This window comes from Streptomyces sp. NPDC127117, assembly GCF_042677325.1.
In the GTDB taxonomy this organism is placed as follows: Bacteria; Actinomycetota; Actinomycetes; order Streptomycetales; family Streptomycetaceae; genus Streptomyces.
The window spans coordinates 169,987-192,676 of sequence record NZ_JBHXTM010000009.1; the positions used below are offsets into that span (position 1 = coordinate 169,987).

Sequence of the window (22,690 nt, forward strand, 5' to 3'; positions counted from 1 at the left end):
GGGGCGCCCCTCTCGTACGTCTGATCCCGTGCCTCAGCCGGCCAGGCAGGACGGGCCGAGCAGCACCTTCAGGTCACCGAAGAGCGCCGGGTCGGGCTTGACCCGGTGCCGGTCGAGCCGGAGCACCGTGGTCTTGCGGGGGCCCTGGAGCTTGATCCGTACCTCGGTGTCGCCGCGGTGGCTGCTGAGGACCTCGCCGAGGCGGCTGACCATGGGCGGGGTGATCTTGACGGTGGGGATGGTCAGCACCACGGGGGCATTGGTGCCGGCCGACGAGATGTCGGGCACCTGCATCTCCATGGCGACCAGCCGGGGCACGTCCTCCCGCTTGTCGAGGCGTCCCTTGACGAAGACGACGGTGTCCTCGACGAGCTGGGTGGAGACCAGCTGGTAGGTGGCCGGGAAGAACATGCACTCGATGGAACCGGCCAGGTCCTCGACGGTGGCGATGGCCCAGGCGTTGCCCTGCTTGGTCATCTTGCGCTGGAGGCCGGAGATGATGCCGCCGACGGTGACGATGGCGCCGTCGGCGTGCTCACCGCCGGTCAGCTGGGAGATCGAGGAGTCCGCCTTGTCGGACAGCACGTGCTCCAGGCCGAAGAGCGGGTGGTCGGAGACGTACAGCCCGAGCATCTCGCGCTCCTGGGCCAGCAGGTAGGACTTCTCCCACTCGATGTCGGAGAACTCCACGTCGAGCCCGAAGCCCGGCTCGTCGCTCTCCTCCTCGCCCATGCCGCCGAAGAGGTCGAACTGCCCCTCGGCTTCCTTGCGCTTGACCTGCACCACGTTGTCGATCATGGGTTCGTGGTGGGCGACCAGGCCCTTGCGGGTGTGGCCCATCTCGTCGAAGGCGCCGGCCTTGATCAGCGATTCGACGGTGCGCTTGTTGCAGACGACCGCCTCGACCTTGTCCAGGAAGTCGGGGAACGTGCTGTACTTCCCCTTCGCCTTGCGGCACCGGATGATCGAGTCGACGACGTTCTGGCCGACGTTGCGCACGGCGGTGAGGCCGAAGAGGATCACGTCGTCGCCCTGGGCGGCGAAGTTCGACAGGGACTCGTTCACATTGGGCGGCAGCACCTTGATGCCCATGCGGCGGCACTCATTGAGGTAGACCGCCGACTTGTCCTTGTCGTCCTTGACCGAGGTCAGCAGCGCCGCCATGTACTCGGCGGGGTAGTTCGCCTTGAGGTACGCGGTCCAGTAGGTGACCAGGCCGTACGCGGAGGAGTGCGCCTTGTTGAACGCGTAGCCGGCGAACGGGACCAGCACGTCCCACAGGGCCTTGATCGCGGCGTCGGAGAAGCCCTTCTCCTTGGCACCCGCCTCGAAGAGGACGAAGTTCTTCGCCAGCTCCTCGGGCTTCTTCTTGCCCATCACGCGGCGCAGGATGTCGGCCTCGCCGAGCGAGTAGCCGGCGACGATCTGGGCGGCCTTCTGCACCTGCTCCTGGTACACGATCAGGCCGTAGGTGAGGCCGAGAACCTCCTTGAGCGGCTCCTCCAGCTCCGGGTGGATCGGGGTGATCTCCTGGCGGCCGTTCTTGCGCTCGGCGTAGTTCGTGTGCGAGTTCATGCCCATCGGGCCCGGCCGGTACAGGGCCGAGACGGCGGAAATGTCCTCGAAGTTGTCGGGCTGCATCTGACGCAGCAGGGAGCGCATCGGGCCGCCGTCGAACTGGAACACGCCGAGCGTGTCACCGCGGCAGAGCATTTCGTAGGTCTTGGGGTCGTCCAGCGGGAGGCCGAGCAGGTCCAGCTTGACGCCCTTGTTGGACTCCACCATCTTCACGGCGTCGTCCATGATGGTGAGGTTTCGCAGGCCCAGGAAGTCCATCTTCAGCAGGCCGAGCGACTCGCACTGCGGGTAGTCCCACTGCGTGATGGTGACGCCGTCGGTGTGCCGCACCCAGATCGGGGCGTGGTCGACGATCGGCTCGCTGGACATGATGACGCCGGCGGCGTGCACGCCCATCTGCCGGACCAGGCCCTCGACGCCCTTCGCGGTGTCGATGACCTTCTTGACGTCCGGCTCGTTCTCGTACATCCCCCGGATCTCGCCCGCCTCGCTGTAGCGCGGGTGCTTGGGGTCGGTGATGCCGTTGAGGTCGATGCCCTTGCCGAGGACGTCGGCGGGCATGGCCTTGGTGAGCCGGTCGCCCATCGCGTACGGGTAGCCGAGGACCCGGGCGGAGTCCTTGATGGCGTTCTTCGCCTTGATCTTTCCGTACGTGCCGATCATGGCGACCTTGTCGGCGCCGTACTTCTCCGTCACGTACCTGATCACTTCGACGCGCCGACGCTCGTCGAAGTCGATGTCGACGTCGGGCATGGAGACGCGCTCGGGGTTGAGGAACCGCTCGAAGATCAGTCCGTGCTCGATCGGGTCGAGGTCGGTGATGCCCATCGCGTACGCCACGATCGAACCGGCGGCGGAGCCTCGGCCGGGGCCGACCGCGATGCCGTTGTTCTTCGCCCACATGATGAAGTCGGCGACGACCAGGAAGTACCCCGGGAACCCCATCTGGATGATGATGTCCATCTCGTACTCGACCTGCTTCTGCCGGTCCTCGGGGACACCGCCCGGGAAGCGCCGGTTCATGCCGACGCGGACCTCTTCCTGGAACCAGGTGATCTCCGTGAAGCCGTCCGGGATGTCGAACTTCGGCATCAGGTCGCGCTTCTCGAACATGCCGGTGGTGTCGATCTGCTGCGCGACCAGCAGGGTGTTGGCGCAGCCCTCCTGCCAGGCGTCGGAGGAGTCGACGGCGTACATCTCGTCGGTCGTCTTGAGGTAGTAGCCGGTGCCGTCGAAGCGGAAGCGGTCCGGGTCGGAGAGGTTCTTGCCGGTCTGGATGCAGAGCAGGGCGTCGTGCGCGGTGGCCTCGTGCGCGTAGGTGTAGTGCGAGTCGTTGGTCACCAGCGGCGGGATGTTCAGCTTCTTGCCGATTTCGAGGAGCCCGTCACGGACCCGTCGCTCGATCTCGATGCCGTGGTCCATCAGCTCCAGGAAATACTTGCCCTCGCCGAAGATGTCCTTGTAGTCGGAGGCGGCCTGGACCGCCTCGTCGAACTGGCCGAGCCGCAGCCGGGTCTGCACCTCGCCCGAGGGGCAGCCGGTGGACGCGATCAGGCCCTCGGACCACTGGGCGATGGTCTCCTTGTCCATGCGCGGCCACTTCTGCAGCCAGCCCTCGGCGTACGCGTCCGAGGACAGCTTGAAGAGGTTGTGCAGGCCCTTCGCGTTGGACGCCCAGATCGTCTTGTGGGTGTAACCGCCGGAACCCGAGACGTCGTCGCGCTTCTGGTGCGGCTGGCCCCACTGGATCTTCCGCTTGTGCTTGCGCGACTCGGGGGCGACGTACGCCTCGATGCCGATGATCGGCGTGACGCCCGCCTTCTGCGCCGAGTGGAAGAAGTCGTAGGCGCCGTGCAGGTTGCCGTGGTCCGTCATCGCGATGTGCGACATGCCCATTTCATTACAGGCAGCGAACATGTCCTTGAGCCGCGCGGCACCGTCCAGCAGCGAGTACTGGGTGTGGACGTGAAGGTGCGTGAATGGCGGCTTGGTCACGGCGCTGTGCCTCCGGGAAACGGGCGATGACGGGCTGGGGGGACAGCGTGGAAGTCTACGTCTTCGAGGTGCCGAACGACGGGCACTCCCGGGTACGGTCACGCGTTGTAGGGCTGAGACGCCCGTCCCATTTGTCATGCACGTCTGTCATTCACGTCAGGTACCAGGAGGCACCCAGAGATGTCGGAAGCGCAGACCGGCGCAGCACAGCGCGGGGAGCAGATTCTTGAGGTTTTCGACACCGCTTTCGGGGAGCTTCTGGCCGCCGATCCGGCTGCCTTCCGGGTCAAGTTCCGCAAGATGGCGGGCTCGGCCTTCGCCTTCTACCGGGGCACGGCGTGCCTGTTCTACAACGACCTGGAGCGGGAGCGGCACGGCGGCCCGTACCTGGACGAGAGGACCGGCCGGGTGTGGATCCACGGCGATCTGCACGCGGAGAATTTCGGCACCTACATGGACGCCAACGGCCGGCTGATCTTCAACGTGAACGACTTCGACGAGGCGTACGTCGGCCCGTTCACCTGGGACCTCAAGCGGTTCGCCGCCTCCGTCGCCCTGATCGGGTACGCGAAGGCACTGGGCGACGAGCAGATCAGCGAGCTGGTGCGGGTCTACGCCGCCGCCTACCGGGAGCGGATCCACGCGCTGGCGACGGGCGCGAAGAACGACGAGCTGCCGCCGTTCACGCTGGACACCGCCGAGGGTCCGCTGCTGGACGCGCTGCGTGACGCCCGCTCGCTGACCCGGTTCTCCCTGCTGGACTCGATGACGGAGATCCGGGACTTCGAGCGCCGGTTCGCCCCGGGCGGCGGCTCCATCGATCTGGACGCGGCGACGCGCTACAAGGTGCTGGCCGCCTTCGACGGCTATCTGGAGACGCTGCCGGAGTCGAGCCTGACCCGCCCGGACTCCTACCGGGTGAAGGATGTCGTCGGCCGTCGCGGCATCGGCATCGGTTCGGCCGGGCTGCCCTCGTACAACATCCTCCTGGAGGGCAACAGCGACGCCCTGGAGAACGATGTGGTGATCTACCTCAAGCAGGCGCAGACGCCCGCCGTCTCCCGGCACATCACCGACGCGGCGGTGCGCGGCTACTTCCAGCACGAGGGCCACCGAACCGTGATCTCGCAGCGTGCCCTGCAGGCGCACGCCGACCCGTGGCTGGGCTGGACCGAGCTGGACGGGGCGGGGCAGCTGGTCGCCGAGGTGTCCCCGTACGCGGTCGATCTGAACTGGTCCGACATCGACGAGCCGGAGGAGATCGCGGCGGTCGTCGCCGATCTCGGCCGGGCGACGGCGACGATGCACTCCGCGGCGGACGACGAGAGCGGTCACTCGCTGGTGCCGTTCTCCACCGAGCGGGCGATCGACGCGGCGATCGCGGCCGACGAGGAGGGCTTCGCCGACCTGCTGGTGGACTTCGCCCACAGCTACGGCGCCCGGGCCCGCGCCGACCACCAGATCTTCGTGGATCTCTTCCGCAACGGCCGCATTCCGGGCCTCTAGACCCCGCGGTCCCGTCCCTTTAGGGGTCACTTACAGGTTCGCATGCGACACTCCTCGGCGATGGACATATCCGGGACGCAGCTCAGAGTCGTTCGCGCGGCGCTTTTCACGGCGCTCGTCGTGACGCTCTCCGCTGCGTCCCATGTGCTGCTCTCCCAGGTCCCGCTGCCGCTGACCGCCGTCGCCCTGCCGGCCGGTGTGGTCTTCGCCGTGGCGTACGCGCTGGCCGGCCGGGAGCGCGGCTTCGGGGCGATCGCCGGGCTGCTGGTCCCGCTGGAGCTGGCCGCCGACACCGTCTTCACCACCGGTCAGCACGTCTGTTACGGCGCGGCCGGCGGGCCGATCGCGGGGCCGCTGCGCTCGGTCGGCGTCGATGTGCTGTGCGGCGGCATGGTCGGCACCGGCGCGGCTCGGGCCGGTGCCGAGGTCGACCCGCTCGCCTCGGTGACCGATGCCGGACACACCACGGCCGCGCTGCTGGCCTCGCCCGGTCCCGCGGTGCCGTGGCTGCTGCTCGCCGCCCATGTGTCGGTCGGCCTGCTCGCCGCGGCCTGGCTCCGGCGGGGCGAGTCCGCGCTGGCCGGTCTGCTGGAGGCGGCCGCACTCCTGGCGTTCCGGCCGCTGCTGATCGCGGTCGCCGTGGTCGGTACGGCCCGCCCGGCCCGCCGCCGGACGCGGCCCGCCGGGCACGGCCCGCATCTGCTCGTACACATCCGTCTGCTCGTGCACTCCGTGGGACGCAGGGGACCACCGCGCTCGGCCTTCGCCATCGCCTGAGCACGCACGTCCCCTACGACAGACCCCTCACACCATGGAGATACGGACATGAGCAAGCGCAACACCCAGGCCAACAAGGCGGCGGCCCGCGAGCGGCTGCGCGCCGAGCGCGAGCGCCAGGCCAAGAAGGACAAGGCCCGCCGCCAGATCATCGTCGGCGTCTCGATCGTCGGCGTGCTGGCCGTCGTGGGTGGCGTCACCTGGGGCATCATGCAGCTGAACAAGCCGTCCCACTGGGAGGCGGCCAAGGACGCGAAGAACGTGACCGCGCCGAAGAACACCTCGGGCGAGGACGGCACCACGGTCGTCATCGGCAAGTCGACCGCCAAGAAGACCCTGGAGCTGTACGAGGACTCGCGCTGCCCGGTCTGCGCCACGTTCGAGCAGACCGTCGGCGAGACGGTGCACAAGGACGTCGACGCCGGCAAGTACAAGATCAAGTACATCGGCGCCACGTTCATCGACAACGCGGCCAACGGCGAGGGCTCGAAGAACGCCCTGAGCGCGCTCGGCGCGGCGCTCGATGTCAGCCCGGAGGCCTTCCTCGACTACAAGTACGCGCTCTACTCCGCGAAGTACCACCCGGAGGAGACCGTCGACAAGTTCAAGGACGACTCCTACCTGATCAAGGTCGCCGACTCGGTGGACGCGCTGAAGGGCAACGCGGCCTTCCAGAAGAACGTCAAGGACGGCACGTTCGACAGCTGGGCGATGAAGATGTCCGAGGCGTTCGACAAGAGCGGCGTGCGGGGCACCCCGACGCTGAAGATGAACGGCAAGGCGCTCACCGACGGCCAGAGCGAGAACGCCCCGATGACGGTGGAGGCCTACAACTCCGCGATCACGGCCGCGCTGAAGGGCTGACCGGCCGGCGACATCCCGGCAGCGACTCCCCGACGGGCAGGCGAACTTCCTTCGTTCGCCTGCCCGTTCGGCTTACCGGTCAGTAGGGTGCTGCCCCGTGACCAGTCGACGCGATTCCTCGCCGTTCTCCGCCCCCAGCCGCCGCACAGTCGTCAAGGCCGCCGCCGCCACCGCCGTCGCGGCCCCGGTGCTGGGCTCCGCCACCGCCGCCCGCGCCGCGGACGGCCCCGCCTTCCTGCACGGCGTCGCCTCCGGCGATCCCCTCCCCGACGGCATCCTGCTCTGGACCCGCGTCACCCCGTCCCCCGACGCGATACCCGGTTCGGGCCGCGGCGCCGATACGGCGGTGCGCTGGGAGGTCGCCGAGGACAAGGACTTCACCCGGATCGTCGCCCACGGCACGACCGTCGCGAAGGCCGCGTCCGACCACACGGTCAAGGCCGATGTGCGGGGCCTGGCCCCCGCCACCGCGTACTGGTTCCGCTTCTCGGCGGGCGAGTTCCCGGCGGGCGAGGGCACGCGGACCGTCTCCCCGGCCGGCCGCACCCGGACGGCGCCGGCGGCCGGTGCCGCCACGCCCGGCGTGCGCTTCGGCGTGGTGTCCTGCGCCAACTGGGAGGCCGGGTACTTCTCCCCGTACCGCCACCTCGCCGCCCGCGCCGACCTGGACGCGGTGCTCCACCTCGGGGACTACATCTACGAGTACGCGTCGGGCAGCTACCCGGACGCGAGGTACGTCGTACGGCAGCACGCGCCGATCCACGAGATCCTCACGCTCGCCGACTACCGCACCCGGCACGCCACGTACAAGACGGACCCCGACCTCCAGACGCTGCACGCCACGCATCCGGTGATCGCGATCTGGGACGACCACGAGTTCGCCAACGACGCCTGGTCGGGCGGGGCCGAGAACCACACGCCGGGCACCGAGGGCGTCTGGGCGGACCGGGTCGCGGGCGCCAAGCAGGCGTACTTCGAGTGGATGCCGGTCCGCGCCTCCACCGAGGGCACCGTCTACCGCCGGCTGCGCTTCGGCAACCTGGCCGATCTCCACCTCCTCGACCTGCGCAGCTTCCGCTCCCAGCAGGCGGGGATCGGCAGCGGCGCGGTCGACGACCCGGAGCGCAGCATCACCGGGCGGGCACAGCTGGACTGGCTGAAGTCGGGACTGGCCGGCTCGGACGCCGCCTGGAAGCTGGTCGGCACGTCGGTGATGATCTCGCCGGTCGCGTTCGGCTCCGTGCCGGCCCATCTGCTGGAGCCGCTGGCCGAGTTGCTGGGGCTGCCCAAGGAGGGCCTGGCCGTCAACGTCGACCAGTGGGACGGCTACACGGACGACCGCAAGGAGCTGATCACCCACCTGCGGGACCGGTCGATCACCAACACGGTCTTCCTGACCGGTGACATCCACATGGCCTGGGCCAACGACGTTCCGGTGAAGGCGGCGACGTATCCGCTCTCCGAGTCGGCCGCCACGGAGTTCGTGGTGACGTCGGTGACCTCGGACAACATCGACGACATCCTGCATGTGGCACCGCAGACGGTCTCGGTGGTCGCGGCCGCCGCGGTGAAGGCCGCCAACCGTCATGTGAAGTGGGTGGACATGGACTCGCACGGCTACGGCGTCCTGGACGTGACCGCCGAACGCTCGCAGATGGACTACTACGCCGTCTCCGACCGGACGAAGCGGGACGCGACCTCCGCCTGGACGCGTTCGTACCGGACGCTGAGCGGGACACAGAAGATCGAGCGGGTGGACCGCCCGGTGCACTGAGGCACTATTTTCGGCCACTCCCTCATATGTTGACGGCGCATTACGTCGCTACGGCGGGTGGTGTGTCCCATGGACCGAATGGGGACACACCGCCCGCCGGGGTAACGCCTACGGTTACGTCGCCGTCCCAAACTCTGGAACACGAAGAAGATTCCGCCCGGTTTCCACCCTTTGGCGAATAGCCGATTGGGCCTGATCATTCCTCCTCGGGACCTGACATGCGCACGTAACCTCCCGGCGGCGGGTGAGGAAATGCCTCCCCCCACACATCCGCGAGGAGTCCCCCGTGCGCGCTCTTGTCCGTATATCGCCGCGTATGCGAAACCGTGCGATCGGCACCGCCGTCCTGGCCGGAACCCTGGCCCTGGCACCGCTCTCCGCCCCCTCCGGCTCCACCGCCTCGGCCGCCCCCAAGAGCTCCGCGTCCGCCGCCCAGAAGTGCGGGGACGAGGCCGGCACCAGCGCCACGGCGCGCGAGGCCCGCCCCGCGGGCGCCGCCCACACCGACGACCCCAATGAGCTGACCGCGAGCCAGGCCAAGGCCATGGACGCGCAGTTGAAGCAGAGACTCGCGGACCGCCGGGTCAGCGGTCCCTCGCTCGCCGCGGGCGCGACCATCCCGGTCTACTTCCACGTCGTGCACTCGGGGACGACCGGCAAGCTCAGCGCCTCCGCGATCAGCAGCCAGATGAACGTCCTGAACGCCGCCTACGGCGGACAGGGTTCGGGCAACACGAACTCCGGCTTCCAGTTCACGCTGGCCGGCACGGACTACACGGACAACAGCTCCTGGTACAACGGCGTCTCCCCGGGCTCCGCCGCCGAGACGGCCATGAAGTCCTCGCTGCGCAAGGGCGGCGCGAACGCCCTCAACATCTACACCGCCGACCTCGGCGGCGGTCTGCTGGGCTGGGCCACCTTCCCCAGCTCGTACAAGTCCAACCCCTCGGACGACGGCGTGGTCATGCTCGACGCCTCGCTGCCCGGTGGCTCCGCCACCAACTACAACGAGGGCGACACCGCCACCCACGAGGTCGGCCACTGGATGGGGCTCTACCACACCTTCCAGGGCGGCTGTAACGGCAACGGCGACTACGTCGCCGACACCCCGGCCGAGAAGAGCGCCGCGTACGAGTGCCCGACCGGGCGCGACACCTGCACCAACAAGACCGGGGTCGACCCGATCCACAACTTCATGGACTACACGTACGACTCGTGCATGACCCAGTTCACCGCGGGCCAGGTCCAGCGGATGAGCGACAGCTGGACCGCGTACCGGGGCTGACCCGTCCGAGGGGCCCCGCGCGATGCGGGGCCCCTCGCTCCGTCACAGCGTGGCGAGGAAACCGAGCGCGACCTTCCAGGCCAGCTCTGCCGACGCCTGGTCGAAGTCGGGCAGTTCGGGGTCCGTGAAGAGGTGGCCGGCGCCCGGGTAGCGGTAGATCTCGACATCGGCGCCGGTCCGCTGCATCTGCAGGTACCAGGAGTTCAGCCAGTCGTGCGTCTCGAACGGGTCCGGGTCGGCGACGTGCAGCTGCACGGGCAGCTCGTCCACGGACGCGTTCTCGGCGATGTCCGAGGTGCCGTGGAACATCAGCAGACCGCGGGCCTTCTCGTCGCCGAGCGCCAGGGTCTGCGCGGTGGAGGCGCCGAACGAGAAACCGGCGTACACCAGGCCCCGGTCGGAGTAGGGCGCAGCGGCCAGCACGGCCCGCCTGAGCAGTTCGTCCTTGCCCACCTCTTCCTTGAAGGCCAGGCCCTCCTCGACGGTCTCGAACGTGTGCCCCTCGAAGAGATCGGGCACCTGCACTTCGTGCCCGGCGGCACGAAGCCGGTCGGCCGCCGCGTGCACCGCGGGGCGCAGACCGTACGTCGAGTGGAAAAGCATGATGTTCATGAGTCCCATGGTGCCAGCTACGGTCGAGGGCATGGAGAACGACGGGATGGAGAACGTGCTGCGCCCGCTGATCGTCGTCGGCGGCTCGGCCCTGATCACACTGCTGGTCGGCTGGCTGGTCGATCTGCTGCTCAGACGGGCCGACGGCAGGCACCCCGACACCCCGTTGTGGGGGCTGCTGCGGCGCTGCCGGATACCGCTCCAGCTGACGCTGTGCGCGGCGCTGCTGCGGGGCTCGTACACCCACACCCGGCTCGAACTGGTCGAGGACCACCGGGCGGGGATCGGCCAGGTCCTGTCGCTGGTGCTGATCGGGGCGTCGGCCTGGCTGGTGGTGCGGATCGCGACGGCCGTCGTCGACTCCCTCTACGCGAGGTACGCCGCGAACACCCCCGATCCGGCGCGGGTGCGGCGGGTCCGGACCCAGGTGACCCTGATCCAGCGGGTGGTCACCGCGATCGTGGCGACGGTCGCCATCGGCGCGATGCTGCTGACGTTCCCGGCGATGCGGACGTTCGGCACCTCGATGCTGGCCTCGGCCGGTGTGCTCGGGATCGTCGCGGGCGTGGCCGCCCAGTCGACGCTCGGCAATCTCTTCGCGGGGCTGCAGATCGCCTTCGGCGACATGGTGCGCATCGGTGACACGGTGGTGGTGGACGGCGAGTGGGGCACGATCGAGGAGATCACGCTGACCTTCCTCGCGGTACGGACCTGGGACGAGCGGCGGATCACGATGCCGGTCTCGTACTTCACCAGCAAGCCGTTCGAGAACTGGTCGCGCGGCGGCGCGCAGATGACCGGCTCGGTCTTCCTCCACCTGGACCACTCGGCCCCGATCGAGGCGATGCGCGAGCAGCTGCGGGACATCCTGGGCGAGTGCGCCGCCTGGGACGGCCGTGACTGGTCCCTGGCCGTCACCGACACCACACCGTCGACGATCCTGGTCCGCGCGGTGGTCACGGCGAAGGACTCGGGCGACATCTGGACGGTGCGCTGTGCCGTACGGGAACAGCTCATCGGCTGGCTGCGCGACCACCATCCGTACGCGCTGCCGAGGATCGCGACGGCGCCCGCGGCGCCGCCGCCCGAGGAGTGGCCGGATCCGCACCGCCCGGCGCTCGGGAAGCCGTCGGACCGGGACAGATCGCCGCGCACGGGACTCGGCTGACCGGCCGGGGGCCAGGCCGGTCACCGCTTCACCGCAGGCTTCGGACGTCCAGTTGTCGCAGTACCCGGTCGACGATCTCCGGGTCCGCCCCGGCCTCGTTGCGGGCCGACAACACCGCGTGGCGGGCGGCCGACATCATCTCGCGCTGGACCCGGCTGACCGCCTTGAAGCGCTCGGCGCGCTTCGCGTACGCCTCGCGGCGCTCGTCGTCGACCATGTCGGGACTGATCCGCGCCCCCACGTCGTACGCCAGCCGCTGGAGCCGCTCGGTGACCTCGTCCGGGAACTCCTCGACCTCCTGGATCTCCTTGAGGCGCTGCTTCGCGGCCTTCGCGGCGCGGATCGCGAGCTCCTTCTCCAGTACCTCCTCGGCGTCCGTGTCCGCCCTGACCCGGAGCTTGCGGACCAGCCACGGCAGGGTGAGCCCCTGGACGACGAGCGTGGCCATGATCACCGCGAAGGCGATGAAGACGATCTCGTCGCGGCCCGGGAACGGCTTCCCGTCGTCCGTCTCCAGCGGGATCGCCAGCGCCAGCGCGACCGAGGCCACACCGCGCATCCCGGCCCACCACATGACGACGGTCTCCCGCCAGCTGGTGGGGATCTCCTCGCTGACGTCGCGCCGGGTGTGCAGCCGCTTGGCGAGCCAGGTGGCCGGCAGCAGATACAGCAGCCGCACACCGACGACGACCACGACCACGGCGAGTCCCCAGCCCAGCATCCGGAGTTCGCGCCCGTCCGCCGTGCCGAAGACGTTGTGCAGTTCGAGGCCGATCAGCCCGAAGGCGACCCCGGTGACCAGCGTGTCGACGATCTCCCAGAAGGTCCGGCCGGTGAGCCGGCCGAGGACGTCGTCGGCGTCGGCGGTGTGCTCGGCGAGGAAGAGCGCGGTGGTCAGGACGGCGAGGACGCCCGAGCCCATCAGCTCCTCCGCGAGCACGTAACTCACGAACGGCACCAGCAGGGTGAGGCCGACCTGGAGCGTGGCGTCACCGAGCAGCCCCATGAGCTTGATGGTCAGCCAGCCGAGCACCAGACCCACCACCACGGCCACCACCGCGGAGAGGATCAGCAGCCCGAAGGCCTCCGGCAGCGAGAAGCTCCCGCTCACCGCGGCGGCGATCGCCACGTGGTACAGCACGATCGCGGTCACGTCGTTGAACAGGCCCTCGCCCTCCAGGATGGAGACGAGCCTGCGCGGCAGCCCGACCGAGCCGGCGACGGCCGTGGCCGCGACCGGGTCGGGCGGGGCGACGAGCGCGCCGAGCGCCACGGCCGCGGCGATGGGCAGCCCGGGGACGATCGCGTTGGCGACCGCGGCGACCGCTGCCGTAGTGACGAAGACCAGCGCCACGGCCAGCAGAAAGATCGGTCGTTTATTGGCGGCGAACTGCCGCCAGGAGGTTCGCTGCACGGAGGCGTAGAGCAGCGGCGGCAGCAGCGCCGGAAGGATGATCTCGGGTGGGATGTCCACGTTCGGCACGAAGCTGAGGAAGGCCATGCCGACCCCGGCGAGCGTCATCAGCACCGGCGCGGGCAACCCGAGACGCTCCCCCAGTGGCACCGTGACCACAGCCCCGAGCAACAGCAGGAGGAGCAGTGCCATTTGGTCCACGGGGTGCCTTCCGGAGTTCGGTGCGCCGATCTCCGTGATCGGCGGATCTGGGGTCAAAGCCTGCCACGCAGGGCCCGCAATCCGGACAACACCCCTGATCCCCGCCCCCCTGGACCAGCATTCATCCGATGTATCTGCGGTCGAACCTCTTCCGCTGCCTCCTCGGGGCGGGCAGTATGCGGCGTGCGTGATTCAAGGACAAGAACTCTCACCACGTACATGACTGGCAGGAGAGACCCCGTGACCGCGTTCTCCCGAAGGCATTTCGTCTCCGCCGCCGCTGCCGGAACATCCGCGCTCTGGCTGGCCGGCTCCCGCACCGCGTGGGCGGCGGCCGGTCCCGCACCGACGGAGCATCCGGAAATAGGCATCCACGAGAAGACCGTCCGCGACGCCGCCATGACCTGGCACACGCTCCCCACCGGCTGGCAGGAGGCCCCGTTCCTGGCCAACGGCCGCCTGGGCGCGCAGCTCTACGCGGGAACGTCCCCAGGCACCCTGAAACTGATGATCAGTCACAGCCAGGTGCAGGACCAGCGCGGCCAGTGGCGCGGCGGCATCGGCTTCTCCCGCCTGCCCATCGGGTACTTCACCCTGACCCTCGCCGGGGAGATCACCGCCGTCGACTGGACGCTGGACCTGTACGACGCCGAGCTGCACGGCACCGTCACCACCACCCGGGGCTCGCTGGCCTTCGCCGCCCTGGTCCACAACGACACCGGCGCCCTGCTGGTCTCCACCCGCCCCACCCCCGGCGAGGAGTCCGCGGCCTGGAGCTTCCAGTGGCTGCGGGCCGCCACCACCCGTACCAGCGGCAGGCCCGAGGACTACACGCCCAATCCGGACCCCCGCACCGGAGACGGCTTCGTCGAGCAGCCGCTGCTGGCCGGCGGCGGCTGGACCACGGCCTGGCGCGAGCGACGCGAGGGAACCGGCCGGCTGCTCGCCGCGCACCTCGTGTACCGCTTCCCCGGCCGGGTGTCCGAGGTGACGGCCGACGCGCTGCGGGCCGTGGACCGCACCCTCGCCACCGAACCGGACCGGCTGGTGGACCGTCACCGCCGCTGGTGGCACACGTACTACCGGCGCAGCTTCCTCTCCGTGCCGGACAAGCGGCTGCAGAGCTTCTACCTCATCCAGCTCTACAAGCTCGCCGCGTCGACCAGGGCCGACGGCCCGACGATCTCCGAATGGGGCCCCTGGTTCCCCGAGGTCGGCAACAACTGGACCGCGGTCTGGTGGAACCTCAACGTCCAGATCGGCATGGCCCCGATCCACGGTTCCAACCACCCCGAACTCGACTCGGTGACGGGCGCGTTCCGCCGCTTCGAGCACAACCTCCCGACCTCCGTCCCGGCCGACTTCCGCGACGGCGAGAGCTACGCGCTGGGCCACCCCTCCGACTGGCAGCTGCGCGCGGGCGACACCTACGACGTCGGTGCCCCCGGCTCGTCCCACGTCTCCGACAACTTCGGCAATCTCACCTGGGCCCTGCACAACGTCTGGCAGTCCTACCGGCACTCCATGGACCTGTCGGTGCTGCGCGACGTGGTGTACCCGATCCTCGCGAAGGCCATCAACTTCTACGCGCACTTCCTGCACGAGGGCCCGGACGGCGGACTGCACCTGCTGGAGACCCGCTCACCCGAGTACGCCAACGCCGCGGACTGCACCTACGACCTCTCGCTCGTCCGCTGGGGAGTGCGCACCCTGATCGCGTCGGCGAAACTGCTGCGCAACGGCGATCCGAGGCTGAAGCGCTGGCAGGACATCGAGCGGCGCCTCACCCCGTACGCCGAGGACCCGGCGGCCGGCGTCATGATCGGCAAGGACGTCCCGCTGGCCGACTCGCACCGGCACCACTCGCACCTGCTGTGGCTGTACCCGCTGCGCGAACGGAGCTGGGACCGGGCCCAGGACCGCGAGGTGATGCGGCGCTCCATGGACCACTGGGTCTCCATGCAGCAGCTGTGGCACGGCTACAGCTACGCCACCGCCTCGTCCATGTACTCGGTGATGGACGAGCCGGAGAAGGCCCTCGACTTCCTGACCTTCTTCACCGGTCTGAACGTGGTCGCGGACTGCGCGATGACGGTCAACACGATGTACCGGGAGGGCAGGAACCTCGCTCTGGAGAGCCCGCTGTCCGCCGCCCAGTCGATGCTCGACATGGTGGTGCAGAGCCACGAGGGGGTGGTGAAGGTCTTCCCGTCCGTCTCGGAGCGCTGGGCGGACGCCTCGATCGCGTCGCTGCGCACCCAGGGCGCCTTCCTGGTGGACGCGGACCGCTCGGGCGGTGCCACGCGCTGGGTACGGGTGCACAGCGAGGCGGGCGCACCGCTGACCCTGGACCACTCGGTCAAGGGCCGGATCGAGGTACGGGACGCGCACGGCCGCCCCCTGCGCTGGCGGGAGACCGGGCCGGGCCGGATCACGCTCGCCCTGCCGCGCGGCTCCACGGCGGTGATCACTCCGCACGGCGCTCCCCGCCCGCGGACGGTCCCGCGCGATGTGCCGTCGAACGGCGCCTGGACCCGCTGGGGCCTGCCCGGCTAGAACCGGCGGACTCCCGGTCCTCAGTCCCGCAGGGTGCGGCGCATCGCCCGGTGGGGGATGCCCGCGTCCGGGAACTCGGGGCCGTACGCGACATAGCCGAGGCGTTCGTAGAAGCCGAGCGCATGGGTCTGGGCGTGCAGGTCGACGGCGTCCAGACCGAGGTCCCGGGCCGCGTCCTCGATGGCCCGGACCAGCGCGGCGCCGACCCCGAGGCCGCGTGCCTCCCTGGTCACCGCGAGCCTGCCGAGCGATCCGACGGCCGGGTCGCCGCCGGTCCGGCCGACGGCCGCCGGACCGTGCAGCAGCCGCCCGGTGCCCAGCGCCGAGCCGTCCGCCGCGACGGCGACGACGTGCAGGGCGACCGCGTCGAGCTCGTCGTACTCGATCTCCTCGGGCACGTTCTGCTCACCGACGAAGACGGCCTTGCGGACCAGGAAGCAGGCCGCGAGGTCCTGCTCGTCGACGACGGTGCGCGTGGTGTACGGGGCGGGCCTGCCGGTCATTCGCTCTCAGCCGCGATCTTGTCCAGGGCCTGCTGGAGGTCGTCCGGGTAGCCGCTGGTGAACTCCACCCAGCTGCCGTCGGACGGGTGCTCGAAGCCGAGCCGGACGGCGTGCAGCCACTGCCGGGTCAGGCCGAGGCGCTTGGCCATCGTCGGGTCGGCGCCGTAGGTGAGGTCACCGACGCAGGGGTGGCGGTGGGCGGACATGTGCACCCGGATCTGGTGCGTACGGCCCGTCTCCAGCTTGATGTCCAGGAGGCTGGCGGAGCGGTAGGCCTCGATGAGGTCGTAGTGCGTCACGGAGGGCTTGCCCTCGGCCGTGACGGCCCACTTGTAGTCGTGGTTGGGGTGGCGCCCGATGGGGGCGTCGATGGTGCCGCTCATCGGGTCCGGGTGGCCCTGCACCAGCGCGTTGTACTTCTTCTCCACGACCCGGTCGCGGAACTGCGCCTTCAGCAGGGTGTAGGCCCGCTCGGACTTGGCGACGACCATCAGGCCGGAGGTGCCGACGTCGAGGCGGTGGACGATGCCCTGGCGCTCGGCGGCGCCGGACGTCGAGATCCGGTACCCGGCGGCGGCGAGACCGCCGATGACGGTCGTGCCGGTCCAGCCGGGGCTCGGATGGGCGGCGACGCCGACCGGCTTCACGATCACGACGATGTCGTCGTCGTCGTGCACGATCTCCATGCCCTCGACGGGCTCGGCGACGATCTGCACCGGAGCGGGCGCCTGCGGCATCTCCACTTCCAGCCAGGCCCCGCCCCGGACCCGCTCGGACTTCCCGACCACCGAACCGTCCACCTGCACCTTCCCGGCGGCCGCCAGCTCGGCGGCCTTGGTGCGGGAGAAACCGAACATCCGGGAGATGGCGGCGTCGACACGCTCGCCCTCCAGACCGTCGGGTACGGGCAGGGTTCGGACCTCGGGATACGTACTCACCTGTCGAGTATGCCTTGCCGGCACTAGTCCTTGTGCACGGTGCCGTCGGGGTCCAGGCCCTTGAAGGAAAGGATCACGATGAGGATGCCGCCGCAGACGATCGCGGAGTCCGCGAGGTTGAAAACGGCGAAGTGAGCAGGGGCGATGAAGTCCACCACCGCGCCCTGGAAGGTGCCGGGGGCGCGGAAGATCCGGTCGGTGAGGTTGCCGAGCGCACCGCCGAGCAGCAGGCCGAGCGCGATGGCCCACGGCAGGCTGTAGAGCTTGCGCGCGAGCCGCGCGATCACCACGATGACGGTCGCCGCGATGAACGTGAAGATGATGGTGAACGCCTCACCGATACCGAACGCGGCACCGGCGTTGCGGATCGCGCTGAGCTGGAGCCAGTCACCGATGAGCTCGATCGGCTCGTGGTGCTCCAGCTTCGCGACCACGAGCATCTTGCTGCTCAGGTCGATGAGGTAGGCGAACACGGCCACGGCGAAGAGCACCATGATCTTGCGCTTGCCCCTGCTCGGGGTGGCCTCATCGACCTGTCCCCCGGCCCGGTCCGCGGCCTCGTCCCCTTCGGTCCCCTCAGCATCGGGGATGTCCGGCGTACCGATGATGCGCTCCGCCTCTGCCACGTGAATCCCTCAACCTAGGTTCCTGACTGAGGACGAGGGTACGACACACCGCCGGGGATCAGCCGCGTCGCTCCTGCTTCTGCTTGTCCTCGACACAGAGCGTGGCGCGCGGGAACGCCTGCATCCGCGCCTTGCCGATCGGATTGCCGCAGATCTCGCACAGTCCGTACGTCCCGGCGTCGAGCCGGGCCAGCGCCCGCTCGGTCTGCTCCAGCATCTCCTGGGCGTTGGCTGCGAGCGACATCTCGTGCTCGCGGGTGATGTTCTTGGTGCCGGTGTCCGCCTCGTCGTCACCCGCGCCGTCGCCGGAGTCGCGCATCAGCCCGGCGAGCGCGGCGCTCGCGGCCTCCAGCTCACTGCGCAGCCGCAGGGTCTCGCTGCTCAGCTCGGCCCGCGCCTCGGCGACCTCCTCCGGGGTCCAGGGGTCCTCGCCCGGCCGGACCGCCAGCTCGCCGGGGGCTGTCGCGGCGGCCCCACGGGCCGGGGGCACGGGCGCCGCGCCCGTGCCGGCCGTGCGGGTCCGGGCAGTGCTCTTCTTGGCTACCACCGTGTGGGCTCCCGTCTTCCCGGCGGCCTCGGCCGCCCCCTCGGCCGCGTCGGCGGCCTTCTTCGACGCCTTCTTGGCTGCGCTCTTCTTCGCAGGTGCCTTCTTGAGCGGCGCCCCGTGCCCGGCATCCGCCTGCTCGACGGCCGCTGCCTTCTTGGACGCCGTTCTCCCCGCGGCGGTTTTCCCCGCCGCGATCTTCTTCGCGGCGGCCTTCTTCACCGCGGCCTTCGTCGCACCGGCCTCCGGGACGGTCTCCATGCCGGCGTCGCCACCCGTCTCCACGGCCGCCGCGCCCGTGGATCCGGCCGACGCCGTCTTCTTTGCGGCGGTCTTCTTCGCCACCATGGCCGCGGCCCCTTCACATATTGTGATCTTGCACGCGAATCGTTCTGGGACGATAAATCGACCCCAGCCGCGCGGCAACGGGGGACGCCGCCGAATCGCTCCTCCCCGCGTCCGGATCCGGACCTGCCTGCATCCGTTGTGCCCAGCTCACGGCCGGGTAATCCGTCCCCGGACCGCCCGCCCGGACTCCGCGCAGCCCCGTCTGGCCATTCGGGTCACGCCCCGTCCTCCGGGTTAAACCGGTCGGCCGTCCCCCGTACGGGCCCGTACACTGGCCTCAGCGAGAGGCGTGGATGGGACGAGTAGCGTCGTACGCAGCCAGGAGCGACCCGGGGACGGTGGAAGCCCGGGGGCGAGCGCGTCGTGAAGATCACCCGGAGCCGTCGGAAGAAAGCCGCCAGGCGAGTAGAACCGGCATCGCGCCCCAATGAGGGGGCCACGGGCGCACACCCGGGGCCAAGGAGGGTGGTACCGCGGGAGCCGATGAGGCCCTCGTCCCTCCGACGGAAGTGGAAAACGTCCGCCGGAGGAAGTCCGCCCATGACATCGCCGCAGTACCACCAGGTACCCGCCCAGGTCGACCTGCCCGCGCTGGAGCACGCCGTGCTCGATTTCTGGCGCGACAGCAAGGTCTTCGCCAAGAGCCTCGAACAGTCCGAGGGACGCCCCGAGTGGGTCTTCTACGAGGGCCCGCCCACCGCCAACGGCATGCCCGGCGCCCACCACATCGAGGCCCGCGTCTTCAAGGACGTCTTCCCCCGCTTCCGGACCATGCAGGGCTACCACGTCGGCCGCAAGGCCGGCTGGGACTGCCACGGGCTGCCGGTCGAGCTCGCGGTCGAGAAGGAGCTGGGCTTCAACGGCAAGAAGGACATCGAGGCGTACGGCATCGCCGAGTTCAACGCCAAGTGCCGTGAGTCCGTGACCCGCCACACCGACGCGTTCACCGACCTCACGACCCGCATGGGCTACTGGGTCGACCTCGACGACGCGTACCGCACGATGGATCCCGAGTACGTCGAGTCGGTCTGGTGGTCGCTGAAGGAGATCTTCGGCAAGGGCCTGCTGGTCCAGGACCACCGTGTCGCCCCCTGGTGCCCCCGCTGCGGAACCGGCCTCTCCGACCACGAGCTGGCGCAGGGGTACGAGACGGTCGTCGACCCGTCGGTCTTCGTCCGCTTCCCCCTCACCTCCGGCCCGCTGGCCGGCGAAGCCTCCCTGCTCATCTGGACGACCACTCCCTGGACCCTGGTCTCCAACACCGCCGTCGCCGCGCACCCCGACGTCACCTATGTCGTCGCGACCGACGGCGAGGAGAAGCTCGTCGTCGCGCAGCCGCTGGTCGAGAAGGCGCTGGGCGAGGGCTGGGAGACCACCGGCGAGAGCTTCACCGGCCGCGAGATGGAGCGCTGGGCCTACGAGCGCCCCTTCACCCTCGTCGACTTCCCGGCCGAGGCGCACTACGTCGTCAATGCCGAGTACGTGACGACCGAGGACGGTACGGGTCTGGTCCACCAGTCCCCCGCCTTCGGCGCCGACGACCTCCTGGTCTGCAAGGCGTACGGCCTGCCGGTCGTGAACCCGGTCCGCCCGGACGGCACCTTCGAGGAGGGCCTGCCGCTGGTCGGCGGGGTCTTCTTCAAGAAGGCCGACGAGGCGCTCACCGAGGACCTGGCCGCCCGCGGCAAGCTCTTCCGGCACGTCCCGTACGAGCACAGCTACCCGCACTGCTGGCGCTGCCACACCGCGCTGCTCTACTACGCGCAGCCGTCCTGGTACATCCGCACGACCGCCATCAAGGACCGGCTGCTCCAGGAGAACGAGAAGACCAACTGGTTCCCGGACTCCGTCAAGAACGGCCGCTTCGGCGACTGGCTGAACAACAACGTCGACTGGGCGCTGTCCCGCAACCGCTACTGGGGCACCCCGCTGCCGATCTGGCGCTGCGAGGACGGCCACCTGACCTGCGTGGGCTCCCGCACCGAGCTCGGCGAGCTGGCCGGCACCGACCTCTCGGGCCTCGACCCGCACCGCCCGTTCATCGACGAGATCACGTTCACCTGCACGCACGAGAACTGCCAGCTGGAGGCGTACCGCGTCCCCGAGGTCATCGACGCCTGGTACGACTCGGGCTCGATGCCGTTCGCGCAGTGGGGCTACCCGTACAAGAACAAGGAGCTCTTCGAGAGCTGCTACCCGGCGCAGTTCATCTCGGAGGCCATCGACCAGACCCGCGGCTGGTTCTACACGCTGATGGCGGTCGGCACCCTGGTCTTCGACAAGTCGTCCTACGAGAACGTGGTCTGCCTCGGCCACATCCTCGCCGAGGACGGCCGCAAGATGTCCAAGCACCTGGGCAACACCCTCGAACCGATCCCGCTCATGGATCAGCACGGCGCCGACGCGGTCCGCTGGTTCATGGCGGCCGGCGGCTCCCCGTGGGCGGCGCGGCGCGTCGGTCACGGCACCATCCAGGAGGTCGTCCGCAAGACGCTCCTCACGTACTGGAACACGGTCGCCTTCCAGGCCCTGTACGCCCGTACGTCCAACTGGGCGCCGTCCGCGGCCGACCCGGCCCCGGCGGACCGCACGGTCCTGGACCGCTGGCTGCTGAGCGAGCTGAACGCGCTGGTGGACCAGGTCACGCAGGCCTTGGAGGGTTACGACACCCAGCGCGCCGGCAAGCTGCTGTCCGCCTTCGTCGACGACCTGTCCAACTGGTACGTGCGCCGTTCGCGCCGCCGCTTCTGGCAGGGCGACAAGGCGGCGCTGCGCACCCTGCACGAGGTCGTCGAGACGGTGACCCGGCTGATGGCCCCGCTCACCCCGTTCATCACCGAGCGGGTCTGGCAGGACCTGGTCGTCCCGGTCACGCCGGGCGCCCCCGAGTCGGTGCACCTCTCCACCTGGCCGAAGGCGGACCTGGCGGCGATCGACCCCACCCTCTCCACACAGATGGCGCTGGTCCGCCGCCTGGTCGAGCTGGGCCGGGCCACCCGTGCCGAGTCCGGTGTGAAGACCCGTCAGCCGCTGTCCCGGGCCCTGGTCGCGGCGTCCGGCTTCGACACGCTCTCCCCCGAGCTGCACGCCCAGATCACGGAGGAGCTGAACGTCTCCTCGCTGGCCTCGCTCTCGGAGGTCGGCGGCTCGCTGGTCGACACGACCGCGAAGGCGAACTTCCGGGCGCTCGGCAAGCGGTTCGGCAAGGGCGTACAGGCGGTGGCCAAGGCGGTCGCGAACGCCGACGCGGCGGCCCTCTCGCTGGCCCTGCGCGAGGGCACGGCCTCGGTCGAGGTCGACGGCGAGACGGTCACCCTCTCCCCGGACGAGGTGATCATCACCGAGACCCCGCGCGAGGGCTGGTCGGTGGCGTCCGACTCGGGCGCGACGGTCGCCCTGGACCTGGAGATCACCCCGGAGCTGCGGCGCGCGGGCCTCGCCCGTGACGCGATCCGTCTCATCCAGGAGGCCCGCAAGAACAGTGGCCTGGACGTCGCCGACCGCATCGCCGTCCGCTGGACGTCGGCCTCGCCCGCCACGGTGGAGGCCCTGACCGAGCACGCGGCCCTGATCGCGGACGAGGTCCTGGCCCTGGACTACGCCCAGGGCGAGGCCGACCCCGCGTACGGCGAGCCGTTCGAGGACGAGGGCCTGGCCCTGACGTTCCGCCTCCGCAAGACGGAGCAGTAACAAGACGGAGCAGTAACCCGCGACAGGGGGAGGGCCCGGCCGGACACCAGTCCGGCCGGGCCCTCCTTTTGCTCTCCGGCCTCCCGGCGTCGCTTCCGTCCCCTCCGGCGCTTGAGGAGCGGGGTCCGGGACAGAGCCCCGGCTTCGGGAAGGGGCGGGCAGGGGAACAGCCCCGTGGGGCGACCCGGCACCGCCGCACACGGCAAAAGGGCCGGGCCCCCGGGAATACCCCGGGCCCCGCCCCGGGCGCTTAAAAACAACTCCGAACCCACGAGACAAAGTGCCATGTCGTATTGCGTCATTAGCATGTA

Annotated in this window: 15 protein-coding genes; 8 read left to right on the plus strand and 7 right to left on the minus strand. The window is 69.8% G+C overall.

The window, feature by feature from the left end:
- Positions 1-33 precede the first annotated feature (33 nt).
- Positions 34-3,573: a DNA polymerase III subunit alpha gene (gene dnaE / locus ACFVH0_RS11345; protein ID WP_385819331.1), complete on the minus strand. Its 3,540-nt coding sequence runs from the start codon at positions 3,571-3,573 to the stop codon at positions 34-36.
- A gap of 180 nt (positions 3,574-3,753) precedes the next feature.
- Between dnaE and ACFVH0_RS11350 the strand changes: the two genes are divergently transcribed.
- The 5 genes from ACFVH0_RS11350 to ACFVH0_RS11370 all read left to right on the plus strand — a co-directional run bounded on the left by ACFVH0_RS11350 (position 3,754) and on the right by ACFVH0_RS11370 (position 9,779).
- Positions 3,754-5,079, plus strand: coding sequence for a DUF2252 domain-containing protein (locus tag ACFVH0_RS11350; RefSeq protein WP_385819332.1), 1,326 nt, complete (start codon positions 3,754-3,756; stop codon positions 5,077-5,079).
- Between the two features lie 60 nt (positions 5,080-5,139).
- Positions 5,140-5,856, plus strand: coding sequence for a hypothetical protein (locus ACFVH0_RS11355; RefSeq protein WP_385819333.1), 717 nt, complete (start codon positions 5,140-5,142; stop codon positions 5,854-5,856).
- A gap of 48 nt (positions 5,857-5,904) precedes the next feature.
- Entirely contained in the window at positions 5,905-6,720 is an 816-nt protein-coding gene (locus ACFVH0_RS11360) for a DsbA family protein (RefSeq protein ID WP_385819334.1), read from the plus strand.
- A 97-nt stretch (positions 6,721-6,817) separates the two neighbouring features.
- Positions 6,818-8,494, plus strand: coding sequence for an alkaline phosphatase D family protein (locus ACFVH0_RS11365; RefSeq protein WP_385819335.1), 1,677 nt, complete (start codon positions 6,818-6,820; stop codon positions 8,492-8,494).
- 316 nt (positions 8,495-8,810) lie between these two features.
- Positions 8,811-9,779: a zinc metalloprotease gene (locus tag ACFVH0_RS11370; RefSeq protein WP_385819336.1), complete on the plus strand. Its 969-nt coding sequence runs from the start codon at positions 8,811-8,813 to the stop codon at positions 9,777-9,779.
- A 42-nt stretch (positions 9,780-9,821) separates the two neighbouring features.
- Here ACFVH0_RS11370 and ACFVH0_RS11375 read toward each other — a convergent pair whose 3' ends face one another.
- Complete coding sequence (locus tag ACFVH0_RS11375) at positions 9,822-10,400, minus strand: dienelactone hydrolase family protein (protein ID WP_385819337.1); 579 nt, start codon at positions 10,398-10,400, stop codon at positions 9,822-9,824.
- Positions 10,401-10,437: 37 nt separating this feature from the next.
- Between ACFVH0_RS11375 and ACFVH0_RS11380 the strand changes: the two genes are divergently transcribed.
- Positions 10,438-11,559, plus strand: a complete 1,122-nt coding sequence (locus ACFVH0_RS11380; RefSeq protein ID WP_385819353.1) for a mechanosensitive ion channel family protein — start codon at positions 10,438-10,440, stop codon at positions 11,557-11,559.
- A gap of 28 nt (positions 11,560-11,587) precedes the next feature.
- Here ACFVH0_RS11380 and ACFVH0_RS11385 read toward each other — a convergent pair whose 3' ends face one another.
- Positions 11,588-13,174 (minus strand): Na+/H+ antiporter, encoded by a 1,587-nt coding sequence (locus tag ACFVH0_RS11385; protein WP_385819338.1) that lies wholly within the window; start codon positions 13,172-13,174, stop codon positions 11,588-11,590.
- A gap of 240 nt (positions 13,175-13,414) precedes the next feature.
- On the opposite strand from ACFVH0_RS11385, the gene ACFVH0_RS11390 reads away from it, so the two are divergent.
- Positions 13,415-15,730 (plus strand): glycoside hydrolase family 95-like protein, encoded by a 2,316-nt coding sequence (locus tag ACFVH0_RS11390; protein ID WP_385819339.1) that lies wholly within the window; start codon positions 13,415-13,417, stop codon positions 15,728-15,730.
- A gap of 20 nt (positions 15,731-15,750) precedes the next feature.
- Here ACFVH0_RS11390 and ACFVH0_RS11395 read toward each other — a convergent pair whose 3' ends face one another.
- Genes ACFVH0_RS11395 through ACFVH0_RS11410 form a run of 4 tightly spaced genes read right to left on the minus strand, consistent with a single transcriptional unit; the run spans position 15,751 to position 18,689 of the window.
- Positions 15,751-16,233, minus strand: coding sequence for a GNAT family N-acetyltransferase (locus tag ACFVH0_RS11395; protein ID WP_385819340.1), 483 nt, complete (start codon positions 16,231-16,233; stop codon positions 15,751-15,753).
- Complete coding sequence (locus ACFVH0_RS11400; RefSeq protein ID WP_329199513.1) at positions 16,230-17,171, minus strand: RluA family pseudouridine synthase; 942 nt, start codon at positions 17,169-17,171, stop codon at positions 16,230-16,232. Before ACFVH0_RS11400 ends, ACFVH0_RS11395 begins: the two co-directional genes overlap by 4 nt.
- A gap of 23 nt (positions 17,172-17,194) precedes the next feature.
- Positions 17,195-17,797 carry a signal peptidase II gene (lspA, locus tag ACFVH0_RS11405; RefSeq protein ID WP_385819341.1) on the minus strand — a complete coding sequence of 201 codons (603 nt, stop codon included), beginning with the start codon at positions 17,795-17,797 and terminating at the stop codon, positions 17,195-17,197.
- 58 nt (positions 17,798-17,855) lie between these two features.
- Entirely contained in the window at positions 17,856-18,689 is an 834-nt protein-coding gene (locus tag ACFVH0_RS11410) for a TraR/DksA family transcriptional regulator (RefSeq protein WP_385819342.1), read from the minus strand.
- A 540-nt stretch (positions 18,690-19,229) separates the two neighbouring features.
- Between ACFVH0_RS11410 and ileS the strand changes: the two genes are divergently transcribed.
- The gene (gene ileS / locus ACFVH0_RS11415) at positions 19,230-22,379 is read left to right on the plus strand and encodes an isoleucine--tRNA ligase (RefSeq protein WP_385819343.1); all 3,150 of its coding nucleotides are present in this window, start codon (positions 19,230-19,232) and stop codon (positions 22,377-22,379) included.
- The last annotated feature ends 311 nt before the right edge of the window (positions 22,380-22,690 follow it).